This window comes from Bradyrhizobium sp. 179 (genome assembly GCF_023073535.1).
In the GTDB taxonomy this organism is placed as follows: Bacteria; Pseudomonadota; Alphaproteobacteria; order Rhizobiales; family Xanthobacteraceae; genus Bradyrhizobium.
In genome coordinates this window covers 12,948-39,076 of sequence record NZ_JADPJR010000092.1, presented here as the reverse complement: position 1 = coordinate 39,076, position 26,129 = coordinate 12,948, and the positions used below count along the sequence as shown (strand labels likewise).

19 protein-coding genes and 3 pseudogenes are annotated in these 26,129 nt (G+C 60.3%); 14 read left to right on the top strand and 8 right to left on the bottom strand.

The features are described from left to right. Positions 1–223, top strand: a 223-nt coding sequence (locus IVB12_RS21850; protein ID WP_247301729.1) for a hypothetical protein, incomplete at its 5' end; no start/stop codon positions are given. Between the two features lie 629 nt (positions 224–852). Here IVB12_RS21850 and IVB12_RS21845 read toward each other — a convergent pair. From IVB12_RS21845 to IVB12_RS21835, 3 genes are all read right to left on the bottom strand, one after another. After that, positions 853–2,580 (bottom strand): methanol/ethanol family PQQ-dependent dehydrogenase, encoded by a 1,728-nt coding sequence (locus IVB12_RS21845; RefSeq protein ID WP_247301727.1) that lies wholly within the window; start codon positions 2,578–2,580, stop codon positions 853–855. Between the two features lie 84 nt (positions 2,581–2,664). Beyond that, complete coding sequence (locus tag IVB12_RS21840) at positions 2,665–3,249, bottom strand: ubiquinol-cytochrome c reductase iron-sulfur subunit (RefSeq protein WP_247301725.1); 585 nt, start codon at positions 3,247–3,249, stop codon at positions 2,665–2,667. Positions 3,250–3,372: 123 nt separating this feature from the next. After that, positions 3,373–3,651 (bottom strand): hypothetical protein, encoded by a 279-nt coding sequence (locus IVB12_RS21835; protein ID WP_247301723.1) that lies wholly within the window; start codon positions 3,649–3,651, stop codon positions 3,373–3,375. A 460-nt stretch (positions 3,652–4,111) separates the two neighbouring features. Between IVB12_RS21835 and IVB12_RS21830 the strand changes: the two genes are divergently transcribed. The 6 genes and pseudogenes from IVB12_RS21830 to IVB12_RS21805 form a co-directional block, all read left to right on the top strand. Next, entirely contained in the window at positions 4,112–4,336 is a 225-nt protein-coding gene (locus IVB12_RS21830) for a hypothetical protein (protein ID WP_247301719.1), read from the top strand. Positions 4,337–4,410: 74 nt separating this feature from the next. After that, positions 4,411–4,818, top strand: a complete 408-nt coding sequence (locus IVB12_RS21825; RefSeq protein WP_247301716.1) for a hypothetical protein — start codon at positions 4,411–4,413, stop codon at positions 4,816–4,818. Positions 4,819–4,899: 81 nt separating this feature from the next. Then, positions 4,900–5,529 (top strand): TerC family protein, encoded by a 630-nt coding sequence (locus IVB12_RS21820; RefSeq protein ID WP_247301713.1) that lies wholly within the window; start codon positions 4,900–4,902, stop codon positions 5,527–5,529. Positions 5,530–5,768: 239 nt separating this feature from the next. Next, positions 5,769–7,235, top strand: coding sequence for a CHASE3 domain-containing protein (locus IVB12_RS21815; RefSeq protein WP_247301711.1), 1,467 nt, complete (start codon positions 5,769–5,771; stop codon positions 7,233–7,235). A 1,090-nt stretch (positions 7,236–8,325) separates the two neighbouring features. Next, entirely contained in the window at positions 8,326–10,122 is a 1,797-nt protein-coding gene (gene xoxF5 / locus IVB12_RS21810) for a lanthanide-dependent methanol dehydrogenase XoxF5 (RefSeq protein ID WP_247301708.1), read from the top strand. A 251-nt stretch (positions 10,123–10,373) separates the two neighbouring features. After that, positions 10,374–10,607 (top strand): annotated as a pseudogene (locus tag IVB12_RS21805) (ion transporter); the annotation flags it as partial. A gap of 800 nt (positions 10,608–11,407) precedes the next feature. Here IVB12_RS21805 and IVB12_RS21800 read toward each other — a convergent pair. Then, positions 11,408–11,896, bottom strand: a pseudogene (locus IVB12_RS21800) (methyl-accepting chemotaxis protein); the annotation flags it as partial. A gap of 219 nt (positions 11,897–12,115) precedes the next feature. Here IVB12_RS21800 and IVB12_RS21795 point away from each other — a divergent pair. Continuing rightward, complete coding sequence (locus tag IVB12_RS21795; RefSeq protein ID WP_346658516.1) at positions 12,116–12,295, top strand: hypothetical protein; 180 nt, start codon at positions 12,116–12,118, stop codon at positions 12,293–12,295. A 42-nt stretch (positions 12,296–12,337) separates the two neighbouring features. Then, entirely contained in the window at positions 12,338–12,742 is a 405-nt protein-coding gene (locus tag IVB12_RS21790) for a hypothetical protein (RefSeq protein ID WP_247301701.1), read from the top strand. Between the two features lie 1,265 nt (positions 12,743–14,007). On the opposite strand, the gene IVB12_RS21785 is transcribed toward IVB12_RS21790, so the two are convergent. Together IVB12_RS21785 and IVB12_RS21780 are read right to left on the bottom strand one after the other, a co-directional pair. Continuing rightward, positions 14,008–15,363: a Gfo/Idh/MocA family oxidoreductase gene (locus IVB12_RS21785; protein ID WP_247301697.1), complete on the bottom strand. Its 1,356-nt coding sequence runs from the start codon at positions 15,361–15,363 to the stop codon at positions 14,008–14,010. A gap of 138 nt (positions 15,364–15,501) precedes the next feature. Continuing rightward, positions 15,502–16,407, bottom strand: a complete 906-nt coding sequence (locus IVB12_RS21780) for a LysR substrate-binding domain-containing protein (RefSeq protein ID WP_247301695.1) — start codon at positions 16,405–16,407, stop codon at positions 15,502–15,504. Positions 16,408–16,684: 277 nt separating this feature from the next. On the opposite strand from IVB12_RS21780, the gene IVB12_RS21775 reads away from it, so the two are divergent. Together IVB12_RS21775 and IVB12_RS21770 are read left to right on the top strand one after the other, a co-directional pair. After that, complete coding sequence (locus IVB12_RS21775) at positions 16,685–17,707, top strand: TRAP transporter substrate-binding protein (RefSeq protein WP_247301682.1); 1,023 nt, start codon at positions 16,685–16,687, stop codon at positions 17,705–17,707. Between the two features lie 14 nt (positions 17,708–17,721). Beyond that, positions 17,722–19,584 carry a TRAP transporter large permease subunit gene (locus IVB12_RS21770; RefSeq protein ID WP_247301735.1) on the top strand — a complete coding sequence of 621 codons (1,863 nt, stop codon included), beginning with the start codon at positions 17,722–17,724 and terminating at the stop codon, positions 19,582–19,584. A gap of 1,583 nt (positions 19,585–21,167) precedes the next feature. Here IVB12_RS21770 and IVB12_RS21765 read toward each other — a convergent pair. Both IVB12_RS21765 and IVB12_RS21760 read right to left on the bottom strand, forming a co-directional pair. Beyond that, complete coding sequence (locus IVB12_RS21765; protein WP_247301680.1) at positions 21,168–22,088, bottom strand: 3-keto-5-aminohexanoate cleavage protein; 921 nt, start codon at positions 22,086–22,088, stop codon at positions 21,168–21,170. A 162-nt stretch (positions 22,089–22,250) separates the two neighbouring features. Then, a pseudogene (locus tag IVB12_RS21760) lies at positions 22,251–22,482 on the bottom strand (acyl-CoA dehydrogenase family protein); the annotation flags it as partial. On the opposite strand from IVB12_RS21760, the gene IVB12_RS21755 reads away from it, so the two are divergent. The 3 genes from IVB12_RS21755 to IVB12_RS21745 all read left to right on the top strand — a co-directional run bounded on the left by IVB12_RS21755 (position 22,463) and on the right by IVB12_RS21745 (position 25,809). Further along, positions 22,463–22,729 carry a CoA transferase gene (locus IVB12_RS21755; RefSeq protein ID WP_346658515.1) on the top strand — a complete coding sequence of 89 codons (267 nt, stop codon included), beginning with the start codon at positions 22,463–22,465 and terminating at the stop codon, positions 22,727–22,729. The pseudogene IVB12_RS21760 and the gene IVB12_RS21755 overlap by 20 nt on opposite strands. A gap of 73 nt (positions 22,730–22,802) precedes the next feature. Then, entirely contained in the window at positions 22,803–24,452 is a 1,650-nt protein-coding gene (locus IVB12_RS21750) for a TM0106 family RecB-like putative nuclease (protein WP_247301679.1), read from the top strand. Beyond that, positions 24,397–25,809 (top strand): ATP-binding protein, encoded by a 1,413-nt coding sequence (locus IVB12_RS21745; protein ID WP_247301677.1) that lies wholly within the window; start codon positions 24,397–24,399, stop codon positions 25,807–25,809. Before IVB12_RS21750 ends, IVB12_RS21745 begins: the two co-directional genes overlap by 56 nt. Positions 25,810–26,129 lie beyond the last annotated feature (320 nt).

The window sequence follows — 26,129 nt, the reverse complement described above, 5'->3', positions numbered from 1 at the left end:
TCATGAGTACCGCGCAAAAAGGCCGAACACATGGCTGCTTCGACCAACGCCGCAAGTGAAGATTCTCCTTGCCAACCCGGAGCCGTCCACACATGGCCCTTACCTGACCTTCACGCCCCCGAACCGCGTGCACGGCAATCCAGCTGTTCCCCTACGATCGCTCATGAACTCGAAGAAAAAGACGAGGTCAAAAAACGCAGTCAGGAAGAAGAAAACCCAGTGAGGAGGCCATGCGGAAGATCGTCCGCGACCATATTGCCGACTTGCAGCGGCTCGCCAAGGCGCTCCGTAAATAGGGCGGGGCTGTTGGCTCTTTCGGCCTTAACGCTGCCCGGCGATACCCGAAATAATCTTGAGGAGCGCATCCGCTCCCGCGAGCGCATAGCTATATCTCAGATATCGAGTGTCGGCCGAAGTTGGCGGCCTACGGATCCTGCATAGGCGGCTATCTCAGCCCCTACATCCTTCATTTTGATGTCCGGGGCGCCTCGCAAAACAAATCGCGACTGCGGGATGGTCATTCATGATGCATACCTTGGCGCTGATATTTATATCGCGGGCGCCCGCGCCAGGTTTAACAGTCTCTTGGCAAGAAGGGCCAACGCATAAAGATCAAGGACTTTTAACTGCGGAGCGACATTCAAGAGCAGCGCAGGTGGTGACGCTGCTTGCCGTTGGCATGGGAGCTGGAGCTTCCGAGAAGCGCATTAAAGCAACAGCCGGTTCGCTTCGGGCGTCAGCACGTAACGCTCGCCTCTTGTCGTACCGCTTGCCATTCCAGCTGCGCAAAGTGGCTGCGCGCCACGGTAGCGACGGACGTTTCTGTCCGCCGCTCATCGCGTTGTGGCGCGGCTATTTCTGCACAGCGAATACCCAGACCACCCCGCCTTGCGGCACGTTGTTTTCAACCCCGACGTTCTGGGTGGCCAGCGCATCCTGGATGCGTTGCGCGTCGACGCCCCAGCCAGACTGGATCGCGATATACTGGGTGCCATCCACCTCATAGGATACCGGCATACCCATGATGCCTGAGTTGGTCTTCAGCTCCCACAAGAGTTCGCCGCTCTTCGCATCGAAAGCGCGGAAGTTGCGATCGTTGGTCCCGCCGACAAAGACGAGATCGCCCGCGGTCGCCAGTACCGAACCGAACAGTTGCGATTTCGGGAACTTGTGAGACCAGACTTTCTTGCCGGTTGCGGGATCCCAAGCCTGCAATTCGCCAATGTGTGTGGCGCCGGGACGGAGCGTCAGACCGATGTCCTCAGGCTTGGTGCCAAGCCATAGTTCGCCAGGCTTCAGCGCAACCTTCTCGCCGGTGAAGCCGCCGCAGGTGTTCTCGTTGGCCGGCACATAGACGTACTTGGTCCTCTGGCTATAGGCCGCCGAAGGCCAGTCCTTGCCGCCCCACAGTGACGGACAGAACTCGACCCGCTTGCCGATCACCGGCTTGTGCGCGGGGTCGACAATCGGCTTGCCGGTCTCGGGCTCGATCCCTTTCCAGACGTCGGTATGAACATAGGGCCAGCCGGCTACGTAGCTGATCTTGTCCGGCTGACGCTCCAGGATCCAGAAGATCGCGTTGCGACCCGGATGAATCAGGCTCTTGACCGTGCGGCCATCTCTTTGCAGGTCCACCAGTATCGGCGCCTCTACTTCGTCCCAGTCCCAGGAGTCGTTCTGATGGTACTGGAAATGTGTCTTGATCTTACCGGTATCGGGATCAAGGCCGAGCACGGAGCTCGTATAGAGATTGTCACCCGGGTGTGCGTCCCCCGGCCACGGCGCAGCATTGCCAATGCCCCAGTAGATGGTCCTGGTGTCCTTATCGTAATTGCCGGTCATCCAAGCCGATCCGCCGCCGGTCTTCCAGTCGTCGCCCGTCCAGGTTTCGCTGCCGGGTTCACCGGGCGCTGGAATGGTGAAGGTGCGCCACAGCTCCTTGCCGCTATTGGCGTCAAAGGCCACGACGTAACCACGGACGCCGAGCTCACCGCCAGAGCCGCCGACAATGACTTTGCCGTCGATGACGAGAGGCATCAGGGTGAGATACTGACCTTTCTTATAGTCCTGGACTTTGGTGTCCCAGACCACCTTGCCGGTCTTCGCATCGAGGGCAACCACGTGATCATCGGTCGTGGCCAGATAGAGCTTGTCGTGCCACAGACCGACCCCCCGATTGGTCGGATGCAGCTGGAACAAATCATCTGGTAGCTGACGTTTGTAGCGCCAATACTCTTCGCCTGTCTTGGCGTTCAGCGCGATCACCTGCCCCATCGGGGTGGTGACGAACATCACACCGTTGTTAACGATCGGCGGCGCCTCGTGGCCCTCGATCACACCGGTGGAGAAGGTCCACACCGGCCTGAGATTCTTGACGTTGGAGGTGTTGATCTGCTCGAGCGGACTGTAACCCTGTCCGTCATAGGTCCGCCGATACAGCATCCAGTTGCCGGGTTCGGGATTTTCCAGACGGGCCTGGGTTACCGGGCTGTAATTTTCAATCGGCCCGCCGAATGCGGCGGCCGAGAAAAAGGTCGTGCACGCAACACAACCGGACAATAGCCATTGCCTTTTGGTCATGGACGTCATCTCCCTAAGCTCTTTCTCTTGCCGACCATAAATAATGCGACCAACTGTGGCACGGGAATCCGATGCGACTACTCGTCACCCTCCTTGTTGAGCACCTACCTTTCCAACGAATGCTGCAGCGATGGTGAGCGAGCCGTCGGCGGTTGCAAGCGGCAGCGCTGCCAAACGCCGGGGCGCGGGTCCGAACACGACTTGCGCGCTTTCCCGCGGATCGAACTCGGAATTGTGACAAAAACATTTGAGCACGTCTTTGTCGCCGGCCTCGGATTTCAGCCAGCCGGTGACAGCACATCCGGCATGAGTACAGATCGCCGAATAGGCTACAATGCCCTGCGTGGAGCGCGAGCGCGTCTCCTCGTCCATCTCCCCGGGATCAAGCCTTATGAGAAGGATTTCGTTCAGCCGCGAGCCGTTGCGGACAACCGAAGTCTTTGCGTCCTTTGGCCAGGCATGCAGCGGCGCCTCACCGAGCCTCACGTCATCGGGCACGATGATGCCGCCGGCGCGGTCACCCTCTGAGACCACAAGAAGGTCGCCTTTCCTCGGCCGATCGCTGCTGCCGGGCTGGTCTTCCTGCGCCGCAGCGAACCTCCTCGCCGTTAGAAACGCTCCGAGCGTGGCGAAAAAAAGCGACCGTCGCGTTTGCTTCGGACTTCGCATTGGTCCGTCTCTAGCCCCACTGTAGAGCCTCGAAGTCAGGCACGTGTGTCTTCTCGAGCGAGACGCAAGAGCAATGGACTACAGGGCAGGCGCGCGGTCGCGCCTGCCTTGGCGAGGCTCAGCTCACCGCTGCTTTTCGCCGCTACTTGGGGTCCGCGTGGAGGTGCCACTGGTTGGGCCGGTTGTCGGCGCAGCAGTGTCACTCTTTCCAGGAGGATGAGCAGAAGCACCTGGCTTTTCCTGCTCGCCGACATAGCCTGACTCGCCGGACTGGCGGGTCTTGATGCCCTTGTCCGCCTCCTCCTGCATCTGCGGGTTCGGTGCCGTCGGCTGCTGGGCCAGCCCCGGCAAGGCTAACGTAATTCCAACAGCTACAAGCATCGCAACGATCGTGGTTCGCATAGCAGTCCTCCCCATCGCAGCGCGCACTTTGCACGACAACGAACGCACCGGCCCGCAAAAGTTTCCTCGCTCATCAGCCGTATTTGCGAAAAGGCGATACCGCACAAGGGGTGGCGAGCAGACCCGGCTTTAGAGCGACGTTCCGGCGGCGGCATGCGCGATCTCCGAGCTTGGAGGTGTCCGACGTGCCCGGCGGCTTTCTCTTCGGTGGTCGGCATCAGGTAAGGACATTAGCGTAGCGAACAGCGATGCAGCGGCACCTTCAGCCATCGCCAGCGATGCTTTGACGGGCGCGCGTCCTGTGGGTGATCAGGCCGCAACGCTACCGAATTTCTCCGGTTCGAGCGCGTCGAACCACCCACTTGCACTCGCGCCATCAGGGCACGTTCCAATAGAAGGGGAATGTGTGCGTGCTAACGGCTCGCGGTCATCTTGCCGCGCGGTTAAAACGCGCGCGACAATGCGTAGCATTGTCTTTCTGATTGCGGTGGTCGTCTTTAGAGAGGATTTTATCGATCGTGGGTGCGCTCTTCAGAGGGGCCAGCACATGATTGAGCTTTGGATCAAGTGGTTTGAGTCCCTGGCCTCGGTGGAGGGGCTGGCAGCCATCGTCGTCGTTGCCGTAATGATCGCTGGCGTTCTTACGCTGATTGAGGGGCGGCGCAGTAGGACCAAAAAACATTAGCTGCAAGACTCAAAAGAACAGCCAACTGGAACAAGGTCGTTCCGCAAAGTAAGTGGCCCTTATAAGATGCTCGTATGCAGGAGGCAATGATCGCTTCTCATGCAAGTTGGAATGCTCCTTGGCGAGAAACATTCTGCATCTTCGTGCTGTTGAGCATGCTGGTCGCGGCTCCGGCCCTTTTGACAATATTCTTGCTGGACTCGCAACTCGTCTTACCAGCGCTGAGTCTTCTGTTTTTCTCGGACGCGATGATCACCGCGCTCTTGGCCCTGGCAAAGTCAGGGACTGCAACGGTGAGCAAAATTTCTCTCTGGGATATCGCAGGTGCGTTCACAATGATCGGTTGCGCCGCAGCGATTTTTGGCGAGCCAGATCAAGTAGCACTGCTTTTCGGGCAGACTCCGGACCACATTCGGACGCCGCTGCCGGAGATAGTTACCTTAGCGATCGAGCCGCGATGGACTAGAACTGGATCTGTATAAGGGCTTTGGAGGTAACTTGTATGGGTCGAGCTGGCAGATAAATACGCGCCTCGCTCGGAGCCGAACCTGGGACCATAACCCTTGATAGACCATCTTCATACGGATGTTCTTAGCGCACTCGTGCAGGTCGTTCTGATTGATCTTGTGCTCGCTGGTGATAACGCCATCGTCATCGGCCTTGCTGCAGCGGGACTTCCTCAAGCGCAACGAGCCAAGGCCATTTTGATCGGGATCGTCGCCGCGACGATATTGCGTCTTCTCTTAGCGGGGATAGCCACGCAAATCCTGCAGATCGTTGGCCTTCTGCTCGCTGGCGGGATCCTGTTGCTATGGGTATGTTGGAAAATGTTGCGAGAGTTGCGCACGTCTCCCGCAGGGTCCACTGTTTGGAAAGGGAACATAGGGGCCATTGCAGAAAGCAAACCCCGCAAAACGCTCTTCCAAGCGAGTTGGCAGATTATCGTGGCCGACGCTTCCATGTCTCTCGACAATGTCCTTGCGGTCGCAGGGGCGGCACGCGACCATCCCGTGGTCTTGATTTTCGGCTTGGGGCTTTCCATCGCGATGATGGGCCTGGCCGCTTCTTTCATTGCCGGCCTTCTGCAAACGCATCGATGGCTCGCTTACGTCGGACTGGCCGTCATTCTCTATGTGGCAGTTGAGATGATCTGGCGCGGAACATTGGAGATCATGAAGGTCGCATCGATATGAGGGCCTGTTGTGTCCGAGGGCACCGCATGTCTAGAATTTCCCAGTTGTCTGACGAGATGCTGTATGCTCCACTCAGGGGAAGGCTGCGCCTGCTTTGCCCGTATCACAGTCCCATGCCAAATTCTTGCGAATGCCACCGCTTGGGAGCAATCTTGAGCTAGCCAGCTGTTCGGCCGCTGATTTCGGCCTTGAGGGTCATTGTGTCCCCTTTCTCGAATTTGCTGATCTTGCACAAATTGATGGCCGCGTTTGCAGCCGTGATAGCCGTCATATTTGTGAGTGGCGCAATCGTATATGACAGACTTGGCGTGATCGAAGAGGCCAAAAACTGGCGTGTCCATACCACTGACGTGTTGGACACGCTAGAGATGGCGGTGGCCGCAGCGCTTGATCAAGAAACGAGTCTGCGCGGCTATTTGCTCAGTGGCGACGAGAAATTCTTGGAGCCGTATCGCAGGGGTGGCGACAACTTCAGTGCGGCGATCCGGAAATTAAAAGCACAGACCTCGGATAACCAAGACCAGCAAAACCGGCTCGATGAGTTGAACAAGCTGACATCCACGTGGCGCATCGAGACCGCCGAGCGCGAGATCGCGCTGATGGCGACCCCCGAGACGCGCGAGGACGCACGCACGCTGGAGGGGTCGACCGGCAAGGCTGCGATGGACGCCATCCGCGCCAAGGCGAACGAAATCGAGAAGGCTGAGCGCGATCTGTTGGCAAGGCGCGACGCCGTGCAGAAGCAGGCGTACGCCACTGCATACACGGCGACCACGCTGGGCGCCGCAGCCTCGCTCCTGATCGCGGTATTGATGGGCATTTTACTCACGCGCGCTATCGCGACGCCGATCACCCGAATGACCGGTGCCATGACCGCACTCGCCAAGGGCGACACTAGCATCGACGTGCCCGGGATTGATCGGCGTGACGAAATCGGCGCGATGGCGGGTGCGATCGAAATTTTCAGGAAGGCTGTCATTGAACGGCAAAAGACCCAGGTCGAACTCGCTCATGTCAGTCGTGTCGCGACCATTGGGCAGCTGACGGCCTCGATTGCCCATGAAGTCAATCAGCCGATCTCGGCTGTGCTCACCAATGCGGACGCCGCCTTGAACTGGCTGGGCAATAACCCGCCCAATCTAAACAAGGCCCGCGAGTCCCTCGAGCACATTGTCGCAGATAGCCGACGAGCTGGCGAGATCGTCAATCGGATCCGCGCTATGGTCAGGAAAGCGCCGGTACCCAGAAGCCGCATCGACCTCAACGAAGCCGTGCTGGACGTCGTCGCGATGGTCCGAAGCGAGGCGGTGAGGCATAAGATTTCGCTACAGACGCAACTGGCGGAGGACCTGCCGCAGATCGAAGGTGAGCGCATTCAGCTGCAGCAGGTGCTCCTGAATCTGATCCTCAATGCCATCGACGCCGTGAACAGCGTTGAGGATGGCTGGCGGGAGCTGCAGATCAGTACCGAAAGGGATGTTGCGGGTGATGTACGCGTCTCCGTGCGAGACTCGGGCCCGGGGCTCGACCCGACGAGTGAAGAACGCGTTTTCGAAGCGTTCTACACGACCAAATCGCACGGCTTAGGGATGGGCCTGGCCATTTGTCGGTCGATCATCGCAGCTCATGGCGGCCGGTTGTGGGTGACGAGGAATAAGCCTCGGGGGGCCGTCTTCCAGTTCACCCTCGCTCCCCACCAGGACTAGGACCCGTTTGGCCAGGGCCAGTGGGGCTGGCCGTATGCTAGGGGATTGAGCGAGGCGTCGATTTGGGCTCTAGCTCGTCCAAAACAACGTCTGCTCCTGCTATGGCTACGGAGCGCTCGGCCGCAATCACACTGACTGTCACCTGCCAAAATTAAGTCATGAAGGGTGGGGCGCGCCTAAGCCTCGGTAGAACGGTTGCTTCGGCACAACCGAGCGTGTCGCCGCCTTCGTGTCCGGCGCGTTGCCGTTGTGCTCGTCCTCTGGTCCTGATCTTAGCCTTCGCAAATTCTGTCGATCGATACCCGGAAACGGCAGCACTCGACATGACTGAAGACATCATCGTTCTGGGCGGCTTGGCCACCCTGTTCTGCTGGATCTACATCTGCTTGCCACTGATCTTTTACAACTGAGTTTCGGCACGCTGGGGCTGCGGCCGAAATATCCCGGGCGAAAGCGCCTCCACTCGGCTCGATTGGGGATAGGAGGTCGCCCAGGCGAGTAGTTCAGAAGCCTCCAGACGGGGCTGCCGCAGACCACGATCCACTTGGCGGGCGCGCGACTTCGATGGAGGGTCCGCCTGCACCTCTACTGCGCTATCAGGGTCAGATCGGCTGCCCTCGCCCGCAATTCGAGGCATGATCGTCGCGCGGGACGAGACATAGAACTTAGCAGACAACGCTGACGAACGGGACCATCGACGCTTGTCGACGAGGCCGGACACGCTCCGACGCCCATCAGGCCGATGGCAAACACCCAAACGAGCAGCGCGTCGTGGATTGGCCAGGGGGATTGCCATTTCCTCTTTCTGGATACCTTCGGCGGACTAGCCGGCGTTTGCCGAACGGGTTCGGAGGAATGCAATGCCCTCTACAGCCGCCTCGATGCGATGATGCCGTGTCCTTTCTCGGAGGGTACCAATGACTGACGACTCGTCCTTATTGTTTGAAGAAACTTTGTCGCGCGACAAAAATGCGCCTGCCGGAGTGCGAAAAATGGCAGTACACCCCCCGACGTGCGGCACTCGGCGTTGCCGCTACGGTACGGCTGCAGCGGCCGGCAGACCTGACAAGTGCAATAGGGAGGGTCTCTAATGCGCGATTTGCTCCTTAAGCTCTGCGTAGGCACAGCGGCGATATTGGCCGCCGGCGCGGCAGTTGCCAGCGACGAACTTCTTAGGATGTCGCAGAACCCGAAAGACTGGGTGATGCCGACTGGCAACTACGCCAACCACCGCTATTCCCAACTCAAGCAGATTACCTCTGACAATGTGGCCAAGCTAAAGGTTGCGTGGACGTTTTCGACTGGTGTCCTGCGCGGGCATGAGGGCGGACCGCTGGTGATCGGCAATGTCATGTATGTGCATGGACCATTTCCGAATCCACTGTATGCGCTTGATCTCGACAACGACGCCAAAATTCTCTGGAAATACGAGCCAAAACAGGACCCAAACGTGATTCCCGTTATGTGCTGCGACACCGTCAATCGCGGAGCGGCATACGGCGACGGGAAGATATTCTTGTACCAAGCCGATACGACGCTGGTGGCCCTAGACGCAAAGAGCGGCCAGCCGGTTTGGTCGGTCAAAAATGGTGATCCGTCAAAGGGTGAGACCGGAACATCGGCTCCCATGGTGATCAAGGACAAGGTATTCGTCGGCATCTCTGGCGGCGAGTTTGCGGTTCGTGGTTCGCTAGCCGCGTACGACGTAAAAACTGGGAAACAGGCGTGGCGTGCGTACTCGATCGGTCCGGACAATGAGATTCTCATCGACCCGCAAAAAACAACAGAGCTCGGCAAACCGGTCGGCCCGGACTCGAGCCTCAAGACCTGGCAAGGTGAACAGTGGAAGCTCGGCGGATCGACCACTTGGGGATGGTACTCATACGATCCTGAGCTCAACCTAATTTATTACGGCTCCGCCAATCCAGGAACGTGGAATCCAAGCCAACGACCAGGTGACAACAAATGGTCAATGACCATCTTCGCGCGAGATGTCGACACCGGAGTGGCAAAATGGGTGTATCAGATGACACCCCACGACGAGTGGGACTACGATGGTGTCAACGAAATGATCCTTGTTGACCAGACCATCGGGGGTACACCTCGGAATCTGCTCGTTCACTTCGACAGAAATGGATTCGCCTACACCCTCGATCGCGGCAGCGGCGAGCTCCTGGTCGCGGAAAAATATGATCCCGTGGTAAACTGGGCGACGAAGATCGACATGGACAAGCTGTCGCAGACTTACGGTCGTCCGCTCGTGGATCCGAAATTTAGTACGCGGCAGGAGGATGTGAATGTGACTGGGATCTGCCCAGCTGCACTTGGAACCAAAGACCAACAGCCGGCCGCATTCTCGCCTGATACGGGCCTGTTCTACGTCCCGACGAACCACGTCTGCATGGACTACGAGCCATTCAAGGTGAGCTACACAGCAGGGCAGCCTTATGTCGGCGCTACACTGTCAATGTATCCGCCTCGTGGCGAGAATCATATGGGCAACTTCATTGCTTGGGACGCACGCACTGGCAAAATCGTTTGGTCGAACAAAGAGCAGTTCTCAGTGTGGTCCGGCGCACTAGCAACGGCGGGAAACGTTGTGTTCTACGGCACACTCGAAGGGTATCTCAAAGCTGTCGACGCGAAGACGGGCAACGAGCTTTACAAGTTCAAGACGCCCTCAGGAATCATTGGAAACGTGACGACGTACGAGCATGCAGGCAAGCAGTACATTGCCGTTCTATCGGGCGTCGGCGGCTGGGCCGGTATCGGCCTTGCAGCCGGTCTTACCGAGCCAACTGCGGGTTTGGGTGCTGTTGGGGGCTACGCTGGGCTACGCGATTTTACGACGCTGGGAGGGCAGATCACTGTTTTCTCATTACCTTAACGCAGCCGATCCCTGTGAACCGAGTGTTCAGCCGCCACGGTAGTTCTCGGGCAACTCTGCGAACGTAATAGTGTTCGGCTCCAGCGATCGGCTGATAACGCTTTCGTAAACGCGCAACGCATGGGATAGCTCTCCGAACAGGGCATGAAATTCCGCAACTTAGGCGAACGCGCGAAGCACGTTGGTCGGATCGAAACCTTGCATCGCAAGATCGATGGCGGTTTCAAGCATCAATTGAAACTCGTCCTCGATTGCTGTTCATCATCGCGACCTCATTCCTGCACCCCAGTGAGATCATGGAGACGCTCGATGTACTATTCGGCGCAATGATATTTGCTGACTTTTCAGCACGCCTCCTCGTCGACCGGCACCCGGTTCGAAAATTCAGTCAACTCGCGACGTGGGCTGACATAGTCGCGATCGTATCTTTCTTGGCGCCGCTTGCGGGGGAGGCGGGCGGCTTTCTGCGGATTCTGCGAACGTTAGGGAGCACCTGTTGTTCGGCAGGTGCTGGGGGATTAATCGCTCCAAACGAGGGGTGTCTGACTAGGACAGCACCGAGAAATTATTCCAGGATTCAAAGTTGTGAATCCGATGCGAAAGAACGCGCTGGAGCTAAGGTTCGCAACAGGTCTTGCAAGACGATGGCACGCAAGACAAACAGTCGAACCGAGTGCGAACGCAATCGTTCCTAAAGCCGGCCGCGGGGGCCGCAAGCAATGCCGATGGCCACTAGCGCCTTCGGCCGGTAAGCTTGGCTCGGCGTGGACGCTTGCTTTTCTGTTTGAGCCTCGTTGGTTTTGCGCTCTTCTCAGCCGCGAGAACTCGGGCTCGGACTTCCTCTAATTCAACGAGTGCAGAAACGATGCTCTGAAGACGTTTGCGAATAGCAGCAGCAGGAATGACCGCTCGACTGCGGGTACTCATTAGACGCCCCTACTTACTAGCCCGCCATTGGCCAGCCCGAGTTGTTCCCAGGGGAACAGTCGCAATGTCCTGCCGGATCGCTTATCTTAGGCACATGCGTATGGCATACGAGCTCTGCCTGTCATTCGGCGCGCTGATTGACCACTTGTCGGCGCCGAAGAAGGTTGACCCCGGCGGGCAATGGCGAAGCCTTTGAACAATTGCCGAAAATACATCGAGCGTGGGGTCAATGTTGGAAGCCGATGGAGGTCAAACTTCGGCGCCTATTCACAGGCAAGTTCGAACCCGTTCAGGCCGCCCGCACAGTGTTGAGGAAATTGCCGACTTCGAGCTTGAGGCGATTGCTTTCCAGTGCCTAAAGATTGGTCTGGCCCGCGATCGTGTTGATCAGCTCGACGACGTCGCCGATACGGCTGGCCGCCTTCGAGAGCTCGCCGACCTGCTCGGTGGTCGAGCGTGCTTGGCCGACAGCGTCGTTTGCTATGCGCGCCGAGTCCTGCACCTGGCGGCTGATCTCGTTGATGGACGAAGACAGTTCTTCCGTTGCGGATGCGACGGACTGCACGTTGGTGGCCGCGACGACCGTCGACAGTTCCTGCGAACGCTGAGCGGTAGTCGTCAGCGTACTCGCGGAGGCTTCGAGCTCGGTGGGGGCCGAAGAGACCGTTTCGATGATCTGTCCGACGGCGGACTCGAACTGGTTGGCAAGGCGGTCCATGTCTTGGCGCCGCTGGTCTGCCGCGAGCCTGTCCTGCTCGGTTTTGGCCAGCGCCTCCCGCTGCGCCTTCTCAGCCAGCATCGTCTTGACGCTCTCGACCGCGCGCGCGGTGTCGCCGATCTCGTCGCGGCTGGTCGACCGAGCGGTCGCTGAAAGTGACAACGAGATGGACTCGCACCAGTTGCCCCGGTGGACTTGGGGTATCGGCGCCTGAGCGCTGCGATGCCGCAATTCCAGACCTTGCGGAGACGCAGTCTGAATGTAGACTAGGCCGGATTTTACGCCGCTTTAACACTGTTGATTCGGCGCCTCTGCGATTGCGATACGACTCCTCTTTGTGGGGGTCTCATGTTCGAGCCGGCAACGACCGCGCTTCTGCGCGCCGTCCTCGACGAGGTCTGCAAAGACGTTTCGCGCTTCGAATCCGGCGCACGCGCCCACGTGGCGTCCAAAATTCTGGAAGGGGCCACGAAATGTGACACTTCGCCGGACAGGCTCACGCAGATCGGCCGCGAAGGTTCTCCATGACGCGCCGACGATGTGCCGATAGCGGGGAGGGGGAACGGGGGCGTGAACTTCCAGGTCACGGTGCTCAAGATCCTTGAGAGCTATCCGGACGGATTCGCCGTCATGGCGGATCTCAAACGCGACATGGCCATCCTTGCGACCAGCGGACGGGACTGGGCCGATCGGACCAAGCGGCTCGCGTCGCGGGTGGCGGACCTCGATATCTTCTCGCAAGCGCTGGTCGAACGTCTGAACGGTGGCTGGCGTATCACCGAGAAGGGGCGCGCGGTGCTCGAGCTCATGGAAGCTCGGCCTTCCGAAGCCGAGGCGGGAAGACAGGCGGCCGGAGCCGAGCCGCCGCCCACCACGCCCGCGGCTCGTCTTCCTGCCTCGACCCGGCTCGGCCGGGATCAACGCCGCCAGCGCCGCCGAGCCGCCCGCGAGCGGGCGCGCGTGAAGGCTTCCTGACTCGTCCCGAGCGGCTTCCGCCGAGCCTCTGGTCATCCAGGACAACCGGAAACCAATTGCCCAAGGACGTATTTCTCCATTCTTCCTGTGAACGCAGTTCCTACCTCGCCTTTCGGACGCCCACCGAAAAGGGTTTAGAAGACGCCTGCATCGCGCAGCCGCGGGATGCTGTTGCGGCATCCCAGCGGTACCTCCGCAGTTTTTGGAAGCTAAAATTAGCTCTTGAATCGCAATGCTCCCTCAGCGGGCTGATGCTACGGCACGTCCAGCAGGGGGACTAACACTTGGCCATCTACCGAATACTTCAAAACTCACCTCTTGGGCCTGAAGAGATCACACGGCTTTCCAGCGCTTACGAGCAGGCCCTTCGTACGATTGGCGTACAGGATCGAGACGATCCGCTCACCGAATTGATAGCCAGGAAGATCATTGAGATCGGGCAGACCGCCTCAAGGACCCCGCCAAGATCTGCGTCCGGGCCATCGAGGAATTGGGCCTACCGAAAGGATAATTGCGAACAAAAAGGTCCGTGGTTTCCCGCTACAGCGTCAGAGCGCGGATAGGTCCTCAGCACATCGCCGAATACGGATCAGCTCGGCGTCACCGAATTCAGCGATTCTCGGATCGCCCTTGGCTGAACGCGACCGCGCCTGCGCAGCCGGGTTTTCGCGAGAGCGCTTCGGCGCGCATGACGGCGCCACCCACTCGCGGGTGGGTCCCCCATCCCGTCATGAAAAGAGTTCGAGTCTTCCCGGGGGCCTTTTCCGCCTCAAGTGACCGGAGAAGCGCTCTTCGGCGCAGAGAAATCGGACGAGGTGTGCAGCTGTTCCCGCGGTAAACGCCCGCAACGAAATCGCAATGAATTGGGTGAAACGACCGTGAACAAAACGGGACGGGAACGACTGCCACACCAAGAAATATCAATAACTTAGAAGATACTCACTGCGTTCGGGACGCAGGGCAATCCGCCGTCAGATCGCAACTTGGACCGAATGTCGGTATCGGTGGTTGCGCCTCCCCGCTTTGAACCTACCATTCGACAAGTTCTTGAGTTCAGGCGGACGATCGGAGCAAATATCGCAGATTTGCGCCGTGTGCGGAGAAGCGGTAGCGATCTCCCGCTACCAACATGGACCGGAGGACGACCGACGGTCGTTGGCCGCAAGCGAGAATGCAGCCCCGCCGTTTCGAGGCTGACTGGAGGCACTCAGCTAACGCTCTTGGCCTTCCGTCGCGGAGGTAGGGACGCATATGCCGCCGCTCTATCAAAGGGCGCGGTTCGGCAGGCGGAAGGCCGCTTCCATCTCGCGGCGGACTCGCACCGCGAGGCTGTCCGGATCGTACTCGACGTCGGCCCATTTCAGGCGCTGGCCTTCTTCGATGTCGGTCTTGAGCTTGACCTGATGGGCGAGGCCGAGCGGCAGGTAGCCCTGTTCGAGCGAGGCGTCGGCCGGGGTCTGCTTGCCCCAGACGCAGAAGCCGCCTTCGCCGTCGAGCATCTCGCCGGCCTTCAACTTGCGCTTGGCGGTCGCGATGACGTCCGAATTGAACATGATCGGTGCGCCAGTCGGCTCTTTGCGCAGCGCCGCCGAAGCGACGGAGATACCGAGCTCTAGCCCGATCATGTGGATCGGCCGATACAGCGAGGCATATTTGCCGGTCTTGTCCGGCAGCATGCTGTATTCGCGGAAACACTCCTCCGAATAGGCGCTATCGGTCTCGAACACCACGTAAGTGCCCATCACGAGGCTCTGCGGAACATCGGAGCCGTCTCGATAGACCGACGAGGTCACCTCGGTAACGCCGGATCTCTCCAGCACGCCGCCGTCGGATTTCGGCTTGCAGATCTCGGCATGCTCGAACCGCGTGGCCGGCGGGAACGACAGGCCCTCACTCTGCGCATGCAGCCCGGTCGCATTGCAGACCGCGGTCATCTCGATGCCCGACTTGGTGCCGTCGACGAACGAGTTGAACATTTTCGGATTGATCGAGTTGCGATCCTTGATCTTCATGTATTTGTCGAGGATGTCCCAGACGGTATCTGGCGTCGACTGGTGATAGGTCGGATGGTAGCGGGTCCCCTTGCCGGCCGCGACGACCTTGAAGCCGGCCGCGCGCGCCCAGTCGACATGGTCGGCGATCAGCGCCGGCTGGTCGCCCCAGGCGAGTGAATAGACGACGCCGGCCTGCCTCGCCTTGCGCGCCAGGATCGGGCCTGCGACTGCGTCCGCCTCGACATTGACCATCACAATGTGCTTGCCGTTCTCGATCGCCTTCATCGCGAAGCGGATGCCGGCGCCGGGATCGCCGGTCGCCTCGATGATCACCTCAATCGCCGGATGGGTGATCAGCGCGTCGGCGTTGTCGGTAACGACAGTGCGGCCGTGCTTGAGCGCGTCGTCGATGGAAGCTGCCGCGTATTGCTCTTCCGGCCAGCAACCGAGCTTAAGCTGCGCCCGGGCGCGGGCGGTGTTCAGGTCGGCGACACCGACGAGATGCATGCCGTCGGTCTGGCGCGCCTGCGACAGGAACATCAGGCCGAATTTGCCGGCTCCGATCAGGCCAATGGTGACAGGCTTGCCGGCCGCCTTGCGCTCCAGCAGCATGCGATGGAGATTCATCTGGATATCCTTAAGCGTTCCTCGGGTGACGGCGTTGTTGCAGCCGTGAAGTCCGGCCGCGCTCGCCTTGTAGGGAAACGTTAGGCAGCGGCGAATCCGAGGGCAATTCAGATTATCTGCGGCGACGATGTAGGCGCGCTAAACAATCGTCATGGCCTGCTGCGCGCTCCAGGCATCGCGCTCCCGGCGCAACCAGTCGAGGAAGGTGCGGGTCTTGCGGTGGCGCAGATGGCCGTGCGGACACACGATCCATTGCGTGGTCAGCGCGACCTCCGGCGGGCTCTTCACGGGGCAAACCAGGCGGCCGTCGCGCAATTCGCGCCAGGCCAGCAGCTCGCTTTCCAGCCCTATGCCGAGGCCGTCGACGGCAGCGTCGATCGCCATGTGGCTGCGGTCGAACAGCACGCGCTTCCAGCGTTCCGCAGGCTCGATGCCGGCCTGCGTGAACCAGCGCGGCCATTGCATCTGCGATTTCACCGAATGAATCAGCCGGTGCTTGAGTAGGTCCTGGGCTACGAGGCTGCCCGCCGCAAAGGACGAGGGTGCACACAGCGGAAAGAACCGCTCCTTGCCGAGGCTTTCGACGAACAGGCCGGCCCAGCCGCCTTCGCCGTGGCGGATCTCCAAATCGACATTTTCCTTGCGGAAATCGGTCGGCTCATTGGTGCCGTCGAGCCGCAATTCGATGTCAGGATTGGCGTCGACGAAGCTCGCAAGCCGCGGCAGCAGCCATTTGCTCGATACGCTTGGCGCGGCCCGCACGGTTAGCGTGGTGGCGGAGCGGATGCCGCGGACATGCTGCGTCACGTCGGTGACGTGCTCGATCTCGCGGCTGATCATCTCGAAATAGCGCTCGCCGGCCTCGGTCAGCGTGATGTTGCGCCCGACCCGCGAGGTCAGCGCCGTGCCGAGATGCAGCTCCAGCGCCTGGATCTGCTGGCTGACGGCCGACGGCGTCACCCGCAATTCATCCGCCGCACGGGAAATGCTGCCCGCGCGCGCCACCGCGTGGAAGACGATGATGGCACGGAACGGTATCTGCATCAGGAAACCTTTTAGACCAGCTAAAGTGACGGCGAATATAATTCAATTGTCGTGCATGACCAGCGATCTAGGCTTCAGCTTGAGGCAACCCGCGACAGACGGGTGCCGATAGAGGAAACAGGCGGCACAGAGCGCCGTCCGCCCCGGGGAGAAGGAACGCAAGGCCCTTTCACCAGCTACAGCGATCTTGAAGACACCGGCGCGGCAAAGGCTGCGCGCGGCAATGAGCACGTGCGCCGACGAAGGCGCCGCATCAGACCATCAGGGAGGACTGACGATGTCGGGCAAGGGCCACAGGATTTCACGGCGCAACTTCATGGTGGCGGCTGCGGCCGTTCCACTGGTCGCGATCCGCACCCGGCCGGCGGGGGCCGCGGAGTTCGAATACAAGCTCGCCACCGGCCAGTCGCTGACGCAGCCGATCAACGGCCGCCTCGATCAGGCCGTGAAGCGGATCAGGGAAGCCAGCGGCGGCCGGCTGGAAATCAAGTTCTTTCCCGCCTCGCAGCTCGGCTCGGACACCGATCTCTTGACCCAGATACGCAGCGGCGGCGTTGACTTCCTCAACATCGCGGGCTCCGTACTGTCGACGGTGGCGCCGATCGCCGGCATCGCCAATGTCGGTTTCGCGTTCTCGGACTACGGCCAGGTCTGGGGTGCGATGGACGGAGACCTCGGCAAGCTGATCGCAAGCCAGATCGAGAAGACCGGTGCGCTGGTGATGGCCAAGCCGGCCGACAACACGTTCCGGCAGATATCGTCGTTCACCAAGCCGATCAAGACCCCGGCCGATCTCGCCGGCTACCGCATCCGCGTGCCGGTGTCGCCGATCTTCACCTCGCTGTTCAAGTCACTGGGCGCCAACCCGACCTCGATCAACTTCAACGAATTGTACACGGCGCTCCAGACCCATCTTGTCGACGGTCAGGAGAACGGCCTCGTCACCATCGAAGCCGGCAAGATCTACGAGGTGCAGAAATACATCTCCGAGACCAACCACATCTGGGATCCGTTCTTCATCCTCGGCAACCGCCGCTCGGTGAAAGCGCTACCCGACGACTTGCAGGCGATCGTGCGGCGTGAGCTCGACCAGGCTGCAATGGAGCAGCGCGCTGATACCGCAAAGCTCAATCTGACGCTGAAGGATCAGCTGACCGCCAAGGGCATCACTTTCGAGGCATCGGACAAGGAAGCGTTCCGCAAGGAGCTGTCGGCTGCCGGCTTCTACAGGGAATGGCGCGGCAAGTTCGGCGAGGACAATTGGAAGACGCTGGAGGCGGCCGCCGGAGCATTGGCATGAGCGCGGTGGTCGGCATGCCGGAAGCCGTGACGCTCGACGAGGCGCAGGTGCTGCGCGGGCGCTGGCTGGAACAGGCGCTGCGCTGGCTGGTGGAGATTCCGGCAGCAATCGCTGTGGTTGCCGAGGTCATCATCCTGTTCGCCGGCATCGTCGCACGCGGAATCTTCCACCGGCCGATCATCTGGTCGGACGAGCTCGCCTCCATCCTGTTCCTGTGGCTGGCGATGCTCGGCAGTGCGATCGCCGTTCAGCGCTCGGCGCATATGCGCCTGACCTTCTTCACGTCCTATCTGTCGCCGCGCGCGGAGGCCTGCGCCTCGACGCTCGCGGCCGGCGGGGTTGCGCTGTTCCTCGCAATTATCCTGCATCCGGCGCTCGACTATGTGGAGGACCAGGCCTTTGTGGAGACGCCGGCGCTCGGTTGGTCCGGCATGGTTCGTGCGGCCGCCATCCCGGTCGGGTGCATCATCGCCCTCGCCAGCATCTGCCTCACCCTCGTCAAGCGATCGGCGAAGGACCTGCTCGGCGTCGCAATCCTGTTTGCGGCGATTGCCGGCCTGCTCTATTTCGCAGATCCCTCACTGAAGTCGCTCGGCAACTGGAACCTGTTGATCTTCTTCGTCGGTCTCCTCGGCTGCGCGGTGATGGCGGGCGTGCCGATCGCGTTTGCCTTTTGTCTTGCGACCGTCGCTTTCCTGCTGACCACGACACGGACGCCGTTGCTGGTCGTCGTCGGCCGGATCGACGAGGGCATGAGCTCGCTGATCCTGCTCGCGGTGCCGCTCTTCGTGCTGCTGGGACAAATGGTCGAGCGGACCGGCATGGCGCGCGTCATGGTCGCCTTCCTCGCTTCTGTGCTCGGCCATGTCCGGGGCGGGCTCTCCTATGTGATGTTGGGCGCCATGCTGCTGGTCTCGGGCATCTCCGGCTCGAAGACCGCCGATATGGCAGCAATCGCGCCGGTGCTGTTTCCCGAAATGCGCAAGCGCGGCATGAATGATGGAGAACTGGTCTCGCTGCTCGCAGCGTCTGGCGCGATGAGCGAGACCATTCCGCCATCGATCGTTCTGATCGCGATCGCCTCCGTCACCGGGGTGTCGATCGCGGCACTGTTCACCGCCGGCATTCTGCCGGGAATCGTACTGGCGATCGTGCTCGCCTTCGTCGCGCGCTATCGGGCGGGCGCGGAGGAGAACGCCGCCATCAGAGTCGCGCGTGCGCCGATGTCGGTGGTGGCGAGGACGTTCTGGGCGGCCTTGCCGGCGTTGGCCTTGCCGTTCCTGATCCGCAGCGCGGTGGTCGAGGGTTATGCGACCGCCACAGAAGTCTCGACCATCGGCATCGCCTATTGCCTCGTGCTCGGCCTGATCATCTATCGCGGCAGCCTGACCTGGAAGAGTGTGCTGCCGATGCTGGTGCAGACGGCCTCGCTGTCCGGCTCGATCCTGTTCATCGTGGGGGCTGCGAGCGCGATGGCCTGGGCGCTGACGCAATCCGGCTTCTCGCATGATCTGGCGGCGCGCATGGCCGGCGTGCCCGGCGGCGCCTGGGGCTTCCTGTTGATCTCGGTGATCGCCTTCATCGTGCTCGGCAGCGTGCTGGAGGGCATCCCCGCCATCGTGCTGTTTGGCCCGCTGCTGTTCCCGGTGGCCGCAACGTTCGGCATCAACGAGGTGCACTATGCGATGGTGGTGATCCTGGCGATGGGCCTCGGCCTGTTCGCCCCGCCATTCGGCCTCTGCTACTATGCCGCCTGCAGCATCGGCGGCGTGTCGCCGGACGCCGGGATGCACCGGATCTGGATCTATCTCGCCTGGCTGTTTCTGGGCCTGCTGCTGATCACCTTCGTGCCTTGGATATCCCTAGTGTTTCTATAAGGGATTATCGCTAGTCCGCCATTGACCGCAAGACGGCCGCCGATGATCGCCAGATTGCGAGCGTCGATATCGGTGGCTGTGCCCCGCAACCAGCCGACAATTCCTGTTTCGAAGACCATTCGGCAGCCCCGGGATAACCGAAAATCGGCACCGGTAGTTGCGTGAACCCTGGGACTGCCTCCAACCGGGGCGGTAGGGAGCATCGTTCTCCGTGAGAGAGCCGCAACGAAATCGCAATGAATTGGGTGAAACGACCGTGAATAAAACGTGGCGGAAACGCATACCATGGCAAGAAAAATCAACAACTTAGAAGAAGCTCACTGCGTTCGGGATGCAAGGGCTCTCGATCAGGCTCCAACGACAAGACTTCCGCGAAAGCGCCTGGATATGCTGGCTCAGACTAGGTAGATGCTGACAACTAGCCACATTCTGGCGGGCCGGGCCATCGCTCAGGTGGATCGAAAATTGTAAGCTTCTGCGGCGTCGGTACCAAGCGTCGCCGAAGAAAAGAAAGGGCAATCTGCCCTTTCCAGCATCCCGCTGACCAGTCCGTTCCGCTTCCTGCTACGAAATCCAGCGTTAGCGAAGTAGTTGGCGCATTCGCGAGGCTGGATATGCTTCAGTCAAAATGTGAAACGCTCCTAGGAAAGAAGCGAGCCCCGCCAGGACGCCGAACGAGGAAGCGGCGGCTCGCTTTCGCGAGCATCGTCGTCAGCGATGATGCGGCTGCGCAGATAATCGCGGGGGCTGGCCGGCGTCACGTCGCGCGGCTTTCGCTTGATGCCGAGTTCTTTGAGCAACCCGCAATGAATTCGAGAGCGTCTGGTAAAGCATCAGGTCATCGTTCGATGCCTTCCCCTCAGCCAGCCGCGAACGTAATCTCCAGTTGCTCCAGGGCAGTCATATGAGTGGACGCAGTCTGCGCTAGCGCCATCTCGCTCGTGCTGAGACGATCGACGCCACCAAAATCAGCCGAAAGCAAATCGATGAGATCGCGAAATCTTCGATAGTATAGAGTGCTGGCCCACTTCTTTCGGAAATAACTTTGGCATTCGTGATGCGCGATCTCGCTTTAGTCTTTCGCTGGGTAATTTGCTTGAACATGCGGTGGACCTGTTGCTCCGACGGGCCGACGATAACCCGTGATCCATCGCTCCTCTTGATCCACGGGTGGTTCAGCCACCTGATGTCGATGAAATGGCGAGCCAGGAGGTCGTTCTAGTCACGGACCACCTGTCGCATCCGACACGTTTCGGGCGTGTCTTCATACTCGATCTGGTCACCTCATTGTTCTTGAGGATGATGACCTCCTTGTCCCTTGCTGTGGCGATCTTCTAGGTGTCGAGATTGCAGCGCTCGAACAGGGCGATGACGCCTTGCGTCCGCCAGATGCGTGTAAGCCCGCCCCCTCCCGCCTCCTTCGCTTCTGGCGTAGAAGCCGAGCTTGACGTGGATGAGACCAGCATCGTGAAGCAGGCGGATCGCATCTGTCACCTTCTTCGAGATGCGTAGGGCGTTGTATCTACTCTTGGACTTGTAGGCGCTGGCTCCCATAGCCACGGCGATCTTCAATCCGAAGCGGCTCAGCGCGCCTGTGCCGGCAGGCCGAGGATCGCGCGCGCCTCTTCGGGCGTGGCGGGCTCCAGGTCGAATTCGCGCAGCACCCGCACGATCTTCTCGACCTGCGCGGCATTGGAGGCGAAGGGAACGCCCGGCCGCTCGAACAGATTATCCTTCTGCCCGACGCGCAGATGCGTGCCCATCATCGCTCCGAAAGCAGCTGCCTTGATGTTGCCGGTGCCGGTGCCGTGGGTGAAAAGCACGAGGTCCTTGCCGAAGATGCGCTCGGATGTGCGCTTCAGATGCAAAAGATGGTCAATCTCGGAGGAGATACCCCCGAGAATACCGGTCAGGAACTGCAGGATGACCGGCTTCTTGACCGTGCGCTTGCTGAGATGGTGCTCGAGCACATAGAGATGCCCAACATCGTAGCACTCGAACTCCATGGCGATGTCATGTTCGGTCAGGGAGTCCATCATCCGGGCGATGGTGGCGAAGCTGTTTTGGGTCACGATCTCGTAGCTGCGCGGGCCGAAGGCTTCCTTCTCCCAGTCCAACTCAAAGTGGCTGATGCCCTGGTTCTGCGCCTTACGGAACAGCCCGTAGTTCATCGAGCCGACGATCACCGTTGCGATCTCCGGCCTCAAAGCAAGCACCGCCTCTAGCCGCTGTTCGGCGGTCGAGCCCAACGAAGCCGACATGTTGATGATCGCCTTGGAGCGCTGCTGCAACGGCTTGACGAATTGCGACCAGATCGCGGGGTCGTTGGTCGGCCTGCCGTCCTCCGGCACGCGCGCGTGGAGATGCAGAATCGAGGCACCGGCAGACACCGCGTCGAGCGATTGCTGTAAGATCTGTTCCGGCGTCAGCGGCAGGGCCTTGGACATGGAGGGCGACAGGGCCGATCCCGTCACCGCGCAGGTGATGATGACTTTTCCACTCATTGTCCAGTCTCCTTAAGCCTTCACCAGCTTGCCGGCTCGAAGCGGAAACCGTCGCCCTCGCGGCGGACATAGCCGCAATGAGGCGTGCCGAAATGCATCGGCATGATCAGCGCTTCGCGATCGGCCGTCACACCGTTGCGAAGAATACCAATACCCTCGATTGTCGGAATGGAGCGCGCGTGAAGTCCAGACCTTCTGGCCGTTGACGACGTAGTGGTCGCCGTCGCGCACCGCCCGGGTCTTCAGCTTGGTAGTGTCGGAGCCCGTCGTCGGCTCGGTCACACCGAAGGCCTGAAGGCGCAATTCGCCGGTCGCGATCTTGGGCAGGTAGGCCTGCTTCTGGCGATCGTTACCGTGCCGCCAGCAGCGTGCCCATGATGTACATCTGGGCGTGGCCGGGGCTGGCGACGCAGCCATTGGCGTTGATCTCCGCCGGCCCGCCGGGACGTCCGCTCCGGGCAGGAGCCCCCATCATCGACATTCTCGGCGGCGTGTTCGGGGTCGTGGCGGCACTGTCGGCGCTGCGCGAGCGAGACCAGACAGGCAAGGGCCAGAAGGTCTCGAGCTCTCTTTCGCGGGCAGAACTCGGTCGGCACAAATGTAGATGCTCCTCGACTATCGTCGCGAGCACGAGCGACTAGGGCCGAACCGATGCGATGTCTTCGCGCAGGCCGGGTGCGTTGTTCATTGGAACGTTCTTCCTGGGCTTACCAGGTGATCGATACGAAGCTGGCTCGTGAAACTAAGGGCAACACAGTACTTCAGATTTCTCTTTATTCTGACATGCTTTCCAGCATTCAGGGGGTGGACGCTGTTTCGGCTTACGTGGTGACACCTGGTAAGAACTACGTGCCTGAGGAATACAGGATAGCCGATTATGCGGCGTACTATCGACATGTAAAAAACAACCTCGAGCGAGCAGTTGATGCACCGACCGCCGTCGCTACCTATCCTGAGCCAATCGAACATTGCGACATATGCAGATGGCGCAGGCATTGCGACGACAAGAGGAGGGCGGACGACCATATGTCCCTCGTCGCGGGCATCAGCAAATCCCAGATTAGGGAATTAGAAAGGCGCGGCATCGCGACGATGGCTGCACTCGCCGAGCTGCCCGTACCCCTCCAGTGGACGCCCGATCGCGGCGCCGCCCACAGCTACGAAAAGATTCGCGGACAGGCAAGGATCCAGGTCGAGGGCCGGAGTGCGGGCAAGGTCCTTTACGAAGCGCTAACGCCGGAGGCGGGCTTCGGTCTGTGTCGTCTTCCCGAACCATCGCCGGGTGACATATTCTTCGATGTTGAGGGCAATCCATTCGTCGGCGACGGGGGGCTCGAGTTTCTCTTCGGTTATCTCTACTTGGATGCGGACGGTGACCGGCGGTACGTCGGTGATTGGGCGTCCACAAGGCATGAGGAGAGGGCAGCTTTCGAACGCTTCATCGACTTCGTCAACGAGCGGCTCAAGACATTTCCAGATCTGCACATCTATCACTTCGCGCATTATGAACCGGCCGCGTTGAAGCGATTGATGGGCCGATACGCCACGCGTGAGAACGAAGTGGACAATCTTCTGCGCGCAGAAGTCTTCGTTGATCTTTATTCGGTGGTTCGCCACGCGATTCGTGCGGGCGTCGAAAGTTATTCGATCAAGAAGCTCGAACCGCTCTATTCGTTCGAGCGTAGCGTACCACTGGACGAAGTGGCAGCCGTGCTTGCCAGAACCCAGGCGCGACTCGAGATAGCCGACTCGATGGGAGTTCCGGAGCCGGATAAGGAAGCAATCAAGAGCTACAATCAAGACGATTGCGCTTCAACGGAAGGTTTGCGGGCGTGGTTGGAGGCGCTGCGGACTGCCCTCATACAGAAGGGCGCGACCATCGGGCGCCCGACCGCGGTAGCTGCGGAAATTAGTCCGGAGCTCGACGCCTGGCAGCGGAAGGTGGCCGCACTCGCAGCGCGCCTCGTCGCAGGCGTTCCCGACGATGCGAACGAGCGGACAGCGGAGCAGCAAGGGCGATGGCTTCTCGCTTCCATGTTGGACTGGCATGGCCGTGAGAAGAAGGCCGTCTGGTGGGAATACTTCAGGCTCAGGGATCTTTCGGCCGAGGATCTTCTGCGCGAGCGCGATGGCCTCTCGGACGTCGAGTTCGTGGAACAGGTTGGCGGTACGGCGCGGGCGCCTATCCACCGCTATAGGTTCGCCCTGCAGGACACGGACGTCCGCCTGGGGCGACGATCTGAGGAGCCTTGGTGGCGAGAAATTCGGCAGCGTGGTGGCCCTATCGCTCGAAGATCGCACCATAGATGTGAAGAAGCGCAAAGATACGGCCGAAGTCCACCCCGAAGCGGTTTTCGCCCATAGCTACATCGACACCCAGGTGCTCGCGGATTCTCTGGTGCGAATTGGGGAGTTCGTCGCCGACAATGGGATGGAAGGTGAGGGCGAATATCGCGCAGCTCGCGACCTTATTCTGGCGGTTGCGCCGCGCCTTCGAGGACAGGAGTTACGGCGCGAGGGCGAGGCCACCCTGGCGGTGGCCGTGCGTGTGGCACTCAATCTCGATCGGAGCATCTTCCCTGTGCAAGGTCCTCCTGGGGCTGGGAAGACCTTTGTGGGGGCCCGCATGATTTGTGCTCTCTCAAAGGAAGGAAAGACCATCGGCATCACGGCGAATAGCCACAAAGTCATTCGCAATCTTCTCGACGAGGTGGTAGCCGCGGCCGCCGCACAAGAGCAGCCCATCCAATGCTTCCAGAAGGTTTCTGACGAGGAGGAGGATCTACCCAATCTCAGCTTCACCACAGGTAACGGCGAATTTCTCGATGCACTGGGCATCGCCGGCCGCGCCGGAGGTGCAACCGCGTGGTTCTGGGCGCGACCCGACGCCTCGCACAGCGTGGATGTTCTTTTCATTGACGAAGCGGCCCAGATGTCCCTTGCAAACGTGCTTGCCGTGTCGCAGGCCGCGGACAGCGTCGTTCTTCTCGGTGACCCCCGTCAATTGGAACAGCCTATTCAGGGCAGCCATCCGGACGGAGCCGACGTTTCGGCGCTAGACCACATCCTCGGGCCCCACGCGACTGTTCCACCTGATCGCGGTCTATTCTTGCCCGAGACTTGGCGCATGCATCCGACTATCTGCGCTTTCAACTCAGAGCTCTTCTATGAAGGCCGGCTCTTTTCGCGCCCCGGTTTAGAGAACCAAAAAGTAAAATTGCAAGGTAGGCTAAACGGATCCGGTCTCCGTTACTTGGCGGTCGGGCACTCGGGCAATCAGAGCTCGTCGCGAGAAGAGGCCGATGCTGTTCGCGAACTGGTCACAGAGATTCTGGGGGCGGGCGCGACTTGGGTCGATCGGAACGGTGTCGAAGCCCATATCGGGCTGGAGGACATTCTTGTCATCGCTCCGTACAACGCACAGGTATTCGAGCTCCAGGAGCGTATTCCGGGCGCGCGCATCGGCACCGTCGACAAGTTTCAAGGGCAGGAGGCGCCGATCGTCATCTACTCCATGACGAGCTCGAACCACGCCGACGCGCCGCGCGGCATGGAATTCCTCTACAGCGCGAACCGGCTGAATGTTGCGACGTCGCGTGCAAGGTGCCTGTGCGTGGTCGTCGCATCACCACGATTGTTCGACCCGGAGTGTCGGACACCACGACAGATGAAGCTTGCCAACGCCTTCTGCAGATACCTTGAGTTAGCAAGCCCACTGTGATTGGGTCATATCAAAGGGCGAGGCGCGTGGATCTTTCGACGCGTCGAAAGCGCCATCGGGCAGTCGAGCACGGCGTGACCGGCCGTTTGACCTGCTGCAGCAGCGGCGCCCTGAGGCGCTGGCTGTCCCCGCCTGGCCCGCCGTCTACGGCAGCGCCGAAAGGCGGGAGGGAGAGCTGGTGGGCATCGTGCTCGCCAATCAAGGAGGTGTTCTCGAGGATGGACGGACAAAAACCAGCGAACCGATGTCGTCGTTTCGCCATCACGGCCGAAGACGCGGCCGCCGTCATGCCCCGGGGCGGAGCGCGCCAAGACATCGAA

Excerpts from the sequence above, each read along its gene's own strand:
- IVB12_RS21770 (WP_247301735.1), top strand. The coding sequence starts at position 17,722 with ATGCCGGAAGCCGTGACGCTCGACGAGGCGCAGGTGCTGCGCGGGCGC.
- IVB12_RS21780 (WP_247301695.1), bottom strand. The coding sequence starts at position 16,407 with ATGCAGATACCGTTCCGTGCCATCATCGTCTTCCACGCGGTGGCGCGC.
- IVB12_RS21825 (WP_247301716.1), top strand. The coding sequence starts at position 4,411 with ATGCAGGAGGCAATGATCGCTTCTCATGCAAGTTGGAATGCTCCTTGG.
- IVB12_RS21795 (WP_346658516.1), top strand. The coding sequence starts at position 12,116 with ATGTTCGAGCCGGCAACGACCGCGCTTCTGCGCGCCGTCCTCGACGAG.
- IVB12_RS21785 (WP_247301697.1), bottom strand. The coding sequence starts at position 15,363 with ATGAATCTCCATCGCATGCTGCTGGAGCGCAAGGCGGCCGGCAAGCCT.
- IVB12_RS21775 (WP_247301682.1), top strand. The coding sequence starts at position 16,685 with ATGTCGGGCAAGGGCCACAGGATTTCACGGCGCAACTTCATGGTGGCG.
- xoxF5 (WP_247301708.1), top strand. The coding sequence starts at position 8,326 with ATGCGCGATTTGCTCCTTAAGCTCTGCGTAGGCACAGCGGCGATATTG.
- IVB12_RS21765 (WP_247301680.1), bottom strand. The coding sequence starts at position 22,088 with ATGAGTGGAAAAGTCATCATCACCTGCGCGGTGACGGGATCGGCCCTG.
- IVB12_RS21845 (WP_247301727.1), bottom strand. The coding sequence starts at position 2,580 with ATGACCAAAAGGCAATGGCTATTGTCCGGTTGTGTTGCGTGCACGACC.
- IVB12_RS21755 (WP_346658515.1), top strand. The coding sequence starts at position 22,463 with ATGATGTACATCTGGGCGTGGCCGGGGCTGGCGACGCAGCCATTGGCG.
- IVB12_RS21830 (WP_247301719.1), top strand. The coding sequence starts at position 4,112 with ATGCGTAGCATTGTCTTTCTGATTGCGGTGGTCGTCTTTAGAGAGGAT.
- IVB12_RS21835 (WP_247301723.1), bottom strand. The coding sequence starts at position 3,651 with ATGCGAACCACGATCGTTGCGATGCTTGTAGCTGTTGGAATTACGTTA.
- IVB12_RS21840 (WP_247301725.1), bottom strand. The coding sequence starts at position 3,249 with ATGCGAAGTCCGAAGCAAACGCGACGGTCGCTTTTTTTCGCCACGCTC.
- IVB12_RS21815 (WP_247301711.1), top strand. The coding sequence starts at position 5,769 with ATGGCCGCGTTTGCAGCCGTGATAGCCGTCATATTTGTGAGTGGCGCA.